We start from the raw sequence: 8,844 nt of genomic DNA, 5'->3' as shown, positions 1-8,844 counted from the left end.
TTTGTGCTCATCAACGTGACACGGTTGCTTGGGGCGAAGAGGTAATACCCCACTTGTCGAGATTTTCCTCTAGCTTCCTAATAAATTCAACATCTGCTTCAGGAAGCGGCTGGCTTTCGCTACCAAATATCAGCTCGGTCGAGGCAGACTGCTCCAAGACAGCAAACGCCTGCCGAAACTGCTGGGGACCCGCCTCGATCGGAGCATCAAAGTGGCAGGGAATAATGCGCTGAAACTCCCAGCTTGCGACGCGGTTTGCCCAAACAGTCACGGCTTCAGGAGCGTGGTCGAGGATCAGCGCTTGCAGAACCGGGGCCACAAAGGGACGACCGTCCCCGCGCAGGGCATTGAACGATCGCTCCCAGCCTTCCTGCCACTGGAACGGGAATAGCCCGAAGTAGGCTTTCTTGGAGCGGTCTGGTGCGCTGAATGCTTCCCGAAACGTCTGTCCGAAGCGTACAGGCTTCAAGGCGCTAGGTTGAAAGTAAACCGCAAACAGCGCAATCCGTTGCCAGCCCTTGCGGCGGTTAGCTTCCGTGTCCTCGATCTCGTCCAACGCGCTGTCTCGCGCGTGGAACAGCAAGGGGTAAGCATCCTGCTGAACGATCGTCGGAGGTTCCTCCGGCACCGATAGGACAGTATCGGTTACAAGCAGGGTCCGCGATCGTCGGTGAAATAGGGCAACCTCCCCAAACGTTCCCAGTCCAAGATTGATGTCTAAGATCGCGTAGTCAAACTCGTCTGCGAAGGGAACCAGCGAGCTGTCAAGCGGCAGCGTCTGTGTCCGTCGCGGGAAACCTAGCCAGCTCAGCGGCAAATTGACTGGAAAACTCCACTGGTTCGGTGTGACAAAGACCTGAGCATCAGGAAAAAATCGGGCAAACGGACCGACGAAAACCTTGTGCTCCAACCCCGAAGCCGTCGGCAAAAGGATGTATCGCACCTCGCCGTGCTCTGCCTCCAGTTCTTTGACTAAGCGAATACATTCGCGGGTCGGCGCGATCGGCGCGTAGACAAGCAGCCCACCGGCTTCAAGCTTGACAACCGTCATGCGGACGGGCACGACGGTGTAAAGGATACCTTGCATCTGGTCAAAGGTCCAGATGGTGTCTGGCACCACTTCCTGCCGGAGGGTGCGCCGCTTGTTGTGGGGATAAAGCGGCACGAGAAACCAAAATAGCCAGGACCAGTCTCCCGCTGGTTCATGTCTCTTCTCTAGACTAACGGCGCGATTCACAGGACAGCCTCCCTGATTCCCATACGCTTCAGTTTAGCGGACCCTGCCCTCGTGCGGTTTCCCTATCAAACCCCGCTCGCGTAAAAATCCTGTTGGCTCCCACCTCCGGCTAGCGGTTGAGTCGGTACCTGCCTCGATACAATTAAGGCTATCCTTCATTGCTAGACTGCCTTGGCTGCTGATTCTTCCAACCGACCCATTATTCTCCTTGTGGATGGTCACTCGCTGGCGTTCCGCTCCTATTTTGCCTTTGCTAAAGGGCGCGACGGCGGGTTGCGAACTAAAACGGGCATTCCCACTAGCGTTTCGTTTGGCTTTTTGAAGGCGCTACTAGAGGTGATGGACTCGGAAAAGCCGCAGTACGTGGCGATCGCGTTCGATCGCAGTGAAAAAACCTTCCGCCACGAAGCAGACGAAACCTACAAGGCAGACCGACCAGACACGCCGGAAGATTTCATTCCCGATTTGGCGAACCTGCAAGAGTTGCTAGCAGCGCTAAAGCTACCAGTTCTGACCGCTCCAGGCTACGAGGCGGATGATGTCATCGGGACGCTGGCACGTCGCGCCAATACAGAGGGATTCCGCGTCAAAATTTTGAGCGGCGATCGCGACCTGTTCCAGCTTGTAGACCCTGACCACACCATTACAGTCCTTTACCTCAGCACCACCTACGGACGCGGCAACCCGCCGCCAAGAGAATTTGGACCGGAGCAAGTCAAAGACAAGCTGGGCGTCTCGCCCGCTCAGGTTGTGGACTACAAAGCTCTCTGCGGCGATCCGTCGGACAATATCCCCGGAGTCAAAGGCATTGGCGAAAAAACAGCCGTGCAGCTCCTCAGTACCTACGGATCGCTAGAGCAGGTTTACGCCTCGCTGGATCAGTTGAAAGGTGCCGTCAAGCAAAAGCTGGAAGCTGGCAGAGACGATGCCCGTCACTCGCAATATCTGGCGCAGATTCACCTGAATGTGCCGTTGAACCTGGATTTGGATGCCTGCAAACTGCACGGCTTCGATGAGACGGAACTGCTGCCGGTGCTGGAAAAATTGGAGTTTCGATCGTTCCTGGGCAAAATTCAGCAGTTTCAGCGTCGCTTCAGAGGTACGGATGCGGACGATACGGAGCTATCGGAAACCGAAGGCGCGATCGCCGCTGCTCAGGAAGCCGAGGCAATTCCCCTGCCGCAGTACAAGGACGACGATCTGTGGTTCTTCAGCCCAGAGGAAACGGCGTCTGCTCAAAACGAACCTGCTGTGGTGATCTCGCCACAGATCATTGACACCGTGGAGAAGCTAACGGCGTTGGTCGACCGCCTCCGCGCCTTTACCAACCCGCAAACGCCGATCGCTTGGGATACCGAGACTACGGCATTGCAGCCACGTGACGCTGCTCTGGTCGGGATTGGCTGCTGCTGGGGACCCGGCACTTCAGACATGGCATACATTCCCACGGGACACACCGAGGGCGGCAACCTGGACACGGCAACGGTCCTTGAGGCGCTGCGTCCCATCTTAGAGAGCGCCGAGTATCCCAAAGTGTTGCAGAATACCAAGTTCGATCGCTTGGTGCTGCGCTGTCAGGGCGTTAATCTCGCGGGCGTGGTATTTGACCCAATGCTGGCAAGCTACGTGCTGAACCCGGAAGGCAACCACAGCCTCACAGAACTCAGCCGCACTCACCTCGGCATTATGGCGACGACCTACGACGACCTTGTTCCCAAGGGCAAGACGATCGCGGATGTGTCGATTCCTGAGGTTGCTGACTACTGCGGCATGGACGTGTACACGACGTTTCTGCTGGTCGATAAACTCCGCGCCAAGCTAACGGAACTTCCGGTACTAGAGCAACTGCGGCAGTCGATTGAACAGCCATTGGAACCTGTGCTGGCACAAATGGAATACACGGGCATTCGCATCGATCGTAGCTACCTGAAGGGACTATCGCAGCAGCTAGAAACAGAACTGGCGGCGATCGAGCTGCGAGCTTACGAATTTGCCGGACAAAAATTCAGCCTGGGTTCCCCTAAACAGCTCAGCGATTTGCTGTTTAACACGCTGGGATTGGATAAGAAAAAGTCGCGCAAAATCAAAACGGGCTACTCGACCGACGCCGCGACGTTAGAAAAGCTGCAAGGCGATCATCCCGTTGTCGATGCGGTTTTGGAACACCGCATCCTAACGAAGCTGAAATCAACCTATGTGGATGCGCTGCCGCTGCTAGTGCGTCCCGATACGCACCGCGTCCACACCAGCTTTAACCAAACGGGCACTTCGACGGGTCGCTTGTCCTCCTCGAATCCTAACTTGCAGAACATCCCCATCCGCACTGCCTTCAGCCGCCAAATCCGCAAAGCGTTCACTCCGGAGGAGGGCTGGATTCTCGTTGGGGCAGACTACTCGCAGATCGAACTGCGGATTCTAGCGCACCTGAGCCAGGAACCTGTCCTCGTTGAGACGTACCAGAAGAACGAAGACATTCACCGTCTGACCGCGCGGCTGCTGCTAGAAAAAGACGACATTAGCTCCGAAGAGCGTCGCCTCGCCAAAATTATTAACTTTGGCGTCATCTATGGCATGGGTGCTCAGCGATTTGCGCGGGAGTCTGGCGTTCCCACGACACAGGCGCGAGAGTTTATCGATCGCTTCAACGAGCGCTATGCCAAAGTCTTCGAGTATTTGCAGCAGATGCAGCGCGAGGCGATTTCCCGTGGCTATGTGGAAACAATTCTCGGTCGTCGCCGCTACTTCGACTTCGAGAGCGACAACCTGCGTCGTCTGCGGGGAACCAGGGCAGAGGCGATCGACTTGACCAGGATCAAAACCCGCAGCCAGAGCGATGCCGGACTGCTGCGGGCGGCTGCCAATGCGCCGATCCAAGGCTCCAGCGCCGACATCATCAAAATTGCGATGGCGAAGCTGCACGACCTGTTGCAGTCTTATCAGGCGCGGCTGCTGCTGCAAGTTCACGACGAACTGGTGTTTGAGATGCCGCCGGATGAATGGCAGGAGCTAGAACCCAAGATCAAGTTGGAAATGGAGTCAGCGGTTAGCCTCTCAGTACCACTCCTGGTGGAAATTCACGCAGGCAAGAACTGGATGGAGACAAAGTAGGGTATCAGAAGCGATCGAGCTTACAGCCAAGGCTCATCGTCATCGTCATCCGCAAGGCTGGCGTCCACAGTCCGCTTCGAAGGTACTGAGTTAGGCGTAGCAGTATCAGGCGTGTTCTCGACGGTTGACGTGTTCTGGACGGTTGAATTGACAGTCGCTGTAGATGGATCGTCGTCCCAGTCGTCGAAATCGGATGTGCTCTCGATCGCAGAATCAGGAACCGTCGCAGGTGGAAAGTCATCCCACTCGTCAAAAGTGGGCGTGCTCTCGACCGCAGAATGGTCCACTACCGCAGGGTTAGGCGATGTTGCAGGTGGAAAATCATCCCACTCGTCAGCGGCGGGCGTGCTCTCGACTGCAGGATTGGGAGCCGTTGCAGAATCAGGAACCGTCGCAGGTGGAAAGTCATCCCACTCGTCAACGCTGGGCGTGTTTTCGACGGCAGGGTTGGGAGCCGTTACAGGTGCAGAGTCGTCCCAGTCCTCGAAAATGGCGTCGAAGTCGTCGATCGAGTCGCTGACTGGCTCGACGATCGTGTCTTCGTGAGGCTCCTCGTTCAACTGATCCTGTAGGATCTGCGTCTGCTCTTTCACCTGCTCGACAAAGCCCTGACTCGTTTCCTGGATTTGCTGCGTGAGGTGTTGCGTGTTCTCGCGCAGCTGTGCATTAAGAGATTGCACTTTCTCCTTTGCCCGCTGCGAGAGCGATCGTGCTCGTTCTTTTGCCTGAGAGGTCAATGACTGCGCTTGGTGCGTCACCTGGCTGTATTCCTCTTTAAGCACCTCGCCTGCTTTCGTCAATTTGCGCTTGATGCCCTCCCGATAGGCGCTGAGCGAATCCACGGCTGAATCTGCAACCAGCACTCGTCTGCGTCCCATACTAAGAATCTTGCTGGGAGGCAGCAGATAGATCCCCTCGGTGATAGCGCTCAAGTCTCCCGTGGTGAATAAATAGTCCGAAATCAATCCAGTTTTGAGATGAAAGCGGTAGTCGATGATTCTACCAATTCGCCTACCGGAATCACTCCAGACTTCGCAGTTGACTAGAGACTCAAGCTGGCGAACTTTTTCAGCGTCGGTTTCCTGCGGACGAGAGCTTACCAAAATGGTGCTGTCGCCAAGCGTGTGAATCTGCGCCAGGTTGAACGCGCCTTTCTGGTTTCCCAGAAAGCCCGACTTGCAGATGAAGCCCAAAACCTTGTGTGCAGGCGTGTATGCCCACAGCGTTTCGACGCGCCCCAACTCTTCCATGTTGGTTCGATCGATGACCAATCGATTCAGCAAGTCGTTTTGTCGAATCAGTTCGGGTTGCGTCGTCATTGATTCAGCATCCTCTGACAGTTATGCTCATCACTTTGATCCTAAAGCGCAGATGAGCGATCGAGTAGCCCAGACAACCGAACGTTTATCGGGCTGCTTTCGCTGGAATTGTAATCCGAAACTCTGCACCTTGTCCGGGTTCAGACTGAACTTGGATCGTGCCTGCGTGCTTCTTAGTAATAATTTGATGGACGATCGCCAATCCCAATCCGGTTCCCTTGTTGACCACCTTTGTGGTGAATAGATGATCAAAGACGCGCTGTTTGATCATCTCTGGCATTCCAATCCCGGTATCTCGAATACAAATCTCAATGGATCGATTGTCATTGATCGCGTTGGTCTCGATGATGATGCAGTTTGAGTTAACGCTCTGAGCCTCAGATGTGCATCGCTGATTGAATTCATCCAAGGAGTCGATCGCGTTTGCCAGCAGGTTCATAAACACCTGATTTAGTTGACCTGCATAGCATTCAACCAGCGGTAAGCTGCCGTATTTCTTGATAACTTGGATCTCTGAACGAGACGCCGTGCCCTTCAGCCGATGCTTTAGAATTAGCAGCGTACTGTCGAGTCCATCGTGAATATTGCAGGTAACCGGACGTTCATCATCTCCCCGCGAAAAGTTCCGTAAACTGTTGCTGATTGTGCGAATGCGCTGAATGCCTGTTTCCATTGATCTCAGCAGCTTCGGCAAATCGTCGCGCACGTACTCTAGGTCGATCGCGACCATTTTTGCCTTGATGTCTACGCCTGGTTCAGGAAAGGTCTGCTGGTACAGATCGATCAATCCAAACAGATCGCGGATGTACTCCAGCGCCGGTTTCAGGTTTCCCGCTAAGAAACCAACCGGGTTGTTAATTTCATGCGCAACGCCCGCTACGAGATTGCCCAGCGCTGACATCTTCTCGCTCTGAATCAGTTTGAGTTGTGCTTGCTGAAGATCCACAAGAGCGGCTTCTAACTGCTCGGTTTGGGTCTGCAATCGCTTCTGCGCTCGTTCCGCTTCGTCTCGCGCTTCATCGAGCGCCACCACCTGCGGCAAACTAGTCCAGCAGGCGATCGCCACACCGACAAACGCCACCAGCAGCAGCAGAATAATGACTAACTCATTGCGAGGTCTAACCGAGCGGGTCAATTCGCTGCCAAACCACCAGCCAATTAGGACAGAACCGCACAGCAGCCCAATCAGCGTCACCACTTGCAGCATCAGTGAATCGACCAGTTGAGCAGGCGGACGAGTTCGGTAGCGCTCTAGCCACCACGCTGGCTCAAAGCACGCCAGTGGAATTCGACGAATGGCAGCGTCGATCGCCAACACGCCGATCGGGATCAGCAGCCCAATCAGAAAATTCTGCCAGCCCCACGCCAAGCCGCCAATTCCCAAAATCGCAACTTCGACCAGAAAAATCCCTAACGACAATTGGGGAAACAGAACCTGCGGTTTGCCCCGCTGCATCCAAAGCCCCAGGTGTAGCATCATAAAGGCAACAAACCAGGCGATGTTGCCCACGATGATAATTTGAGCAATGTGACCCCACAGCAGCAGAAACAGCGATAGCGCCAGAATCATCACTAAGCCCGGAGAAAACACTCCGCGTGGAGAAACGGCAGCGAACACAGGCGCAAGGTGCTGGTCGATCGCAAGCTGATACAAAATACGCGGGCAGTTCGACACTGCCGTTGCCATCGCTAGCAGACAGGAAGACGCCAGCAAAAAGGTAATGACGAGCGATGCCGACGTTCCCCAAAAATGCTGAGCCACGTCCAGCAAATTGAGAAACACGTTATCGTGCGGCATGGGGTCGATCGCCAACCGCGCCACAACCCAGGACGCACCAACGAATACGAGCAGACCCAGCCAAGCAGCGATGTTGAGGCACCGCAGCGTTTGCGTCGGGTGGCGACTCTCAGCCGTAAACGACGCCGCCGTTTCACCTGCATAGGTGGCGTAGGTGACGAACAAGAACCACTTTGCCCAATCGGTAAAGCCAGGAACTGCCCAACTGGACGGAAACAGCCCCGGACTTGCCGGCGACAGCATTAACCAACCCAGCCCGTGAACGCTAAAGGTGACGAGCAAACCAACCGCAGGCAGCATAAAAAACAAATGCAGAATGCTGAGGGCGCGAGTGCCGCTAAAAGCAACCACAAACGGCAGAACCGTAAAACCGACGCGCAAAAGCACTTCAGGACACGCCAGCCCGATCGCTGCAAAATTCGCCTCAATCAAATTCGTTAAAACTACGGCGCTAGCCGCAATGACAGCCACCCAACTGATCACGTAGCCGATCGCCGAGTAGCTTGCCAGCGTCGAATTTGGTTGCAGTAGCCGAGTTAGGTAGTTAGGAGTTCCCCCAGCAATATCGATCCAATCCGTGCCCAAACGCTTGACCTGGTAATTCACCAGCATCCCTACGATCGTCGCTGGAATCCAGACCCAGATGGCTTGGCTGCCTAGGTCCGCCTGCATCGCAACAACGACGCCGACCCAAAGCGGAATGCCCGTTAATCCAAATCCCCAGGTTTCAGCAGTGCTGAGGTTTCTAGGTAAGCGCGGTACAGATGCCGAACTGGGAGGGCTACTAGACTCAAACATGCGGGTAGGAGACCATCAGTAACGCTTTCCAAGAATTTCCCTAGTGTAAACGGCTGTTAACAGAAATAGCGTGTTGAACAGCGAAAAATGGGTTCCATGAATATCTTCATAAGGTAGAGCTGAAATTCAGTACTTTTATAGAGGAGTGTTAAGAGATTGATGTTAAATTGAAATAGTTGGTGTTTGAAGGTTGTACAAACGTTGAAACCTTACGCCCTAACTGGATACCACTTGCTGTGGTATCTGGAGATGAAGCTAAAGCGAAAGCGGCAGTGCGACCCCGCCCTATCTTGGGTGGATGGTTGTGAGGCGCCCAGTATGAACTGACCGATCTGTAACTTGAGGTTCGCGACTTGTTGGAACAGACGTCGCTGAAGTCTTAGAGAACGCTCTCTTACACTCGCGGACTGGATCGGTCACGTTCTCCTTAAGAGAATTGTCTAACTAAATAGCCCAAACGCAGGTTTTGCTGCTTTGAGTTGACGCTTCGACGCCATTGGTCTTGCGTCCCTAACCGCGGGTTGCTTGTTTTTGACAGCCCTTGCAGCTTTACCTGATCGCACCTTTCCATCCGGACGTAGGTG

4 protein-coding genes are annotated in these 8,844 nt (G+C 54.6%); 1 reads left to right on the top strand and 3 read right to left on the bottom strand.

Annotated features, from left to right (window positions below; genetic code table 11):
• Positions 1–10 precede the first annotated feature (10 nt).
• A complete protein-coding gene (locus tag H6F43_RS15115; RefSeq protein WP_190343561.1) occupies positions 11–1,237 on the bottom strand; it encodes a DUF4336 domain-containing protein in 1,227 nt (408 codons plus the stop codon).
• Positions 1,238–1,408: 171 nt separating this feature from the next.
• Between H6F43_RS15115 and polA the strand changes: the two genes are divergently transcribed.
• Entirely contained in the window at positions 1,409–4,345 is a 2,937-nt protein-coding gene (gene polA / locus H6F43_RS15110; RefSeq protein WP_190343560.1) for a DNA polymerase I, read from the top strand.
• Positions 4,346–4,365: 20 nt separating this feature from the next.
• Here polA and H6F43_RS15105 read toward each other — a convergent pair whose 3' ends face one another.
• A complete protein-coding gene (locus tag H6F43_RS15105; protein WP_190343559.1) occupies positions 4,366–5,664 on the bottom strand; it encodes a PRC-barrel domain-containing protein in 1,299 nt (432 codons plus the stop codon).
• Positions 5,665–5,749: 85 nt separating this feature from the next.
• A complete protein-coding gene (locus H6F43_RS15100; RefSeq protein ID WP_190343558.1) occupies positions 5,750–8,260 on the bottom strand; it encodes an amino acid permease in 2,511 nt (836 codons plus the stop codon).
• Positions 8,261–8,844 lie beyond the last annotated feature (584 nt).

It is taken from the genome of Leptolyngbya sp. FACHB-36 (assembly GCF_014695955.1).
In the GTDB taxonomy this organism is placed as follows: domain Bacteria; phylum Cyanobacteriota; class Cyanobacteriia; order Leptolyngbyales; family Leptolyngbyaceae; genus FACHB-36.
This window is presented reverse-complemented; position numbering and strand designations above follow the sequence as displayed.

Excerpts from the sequence above, each read along its gene's own strand:
- H6F43_RS15105 (WP_190343559.1), bottom strand. The coding sequence starts at position 5,664 with ATGACGACGCAACCCGAACTGATTCGACAAAACGACTTGCTGAATCGA.
- H6F43_RS15100 (WP_190343558.1), bottom strand. The coding sequence starts at position 8,260 with ATGTTTGAGTCTAGTAGCCCTCCCAGTTCGGCATCTGTACCGCGCTTA.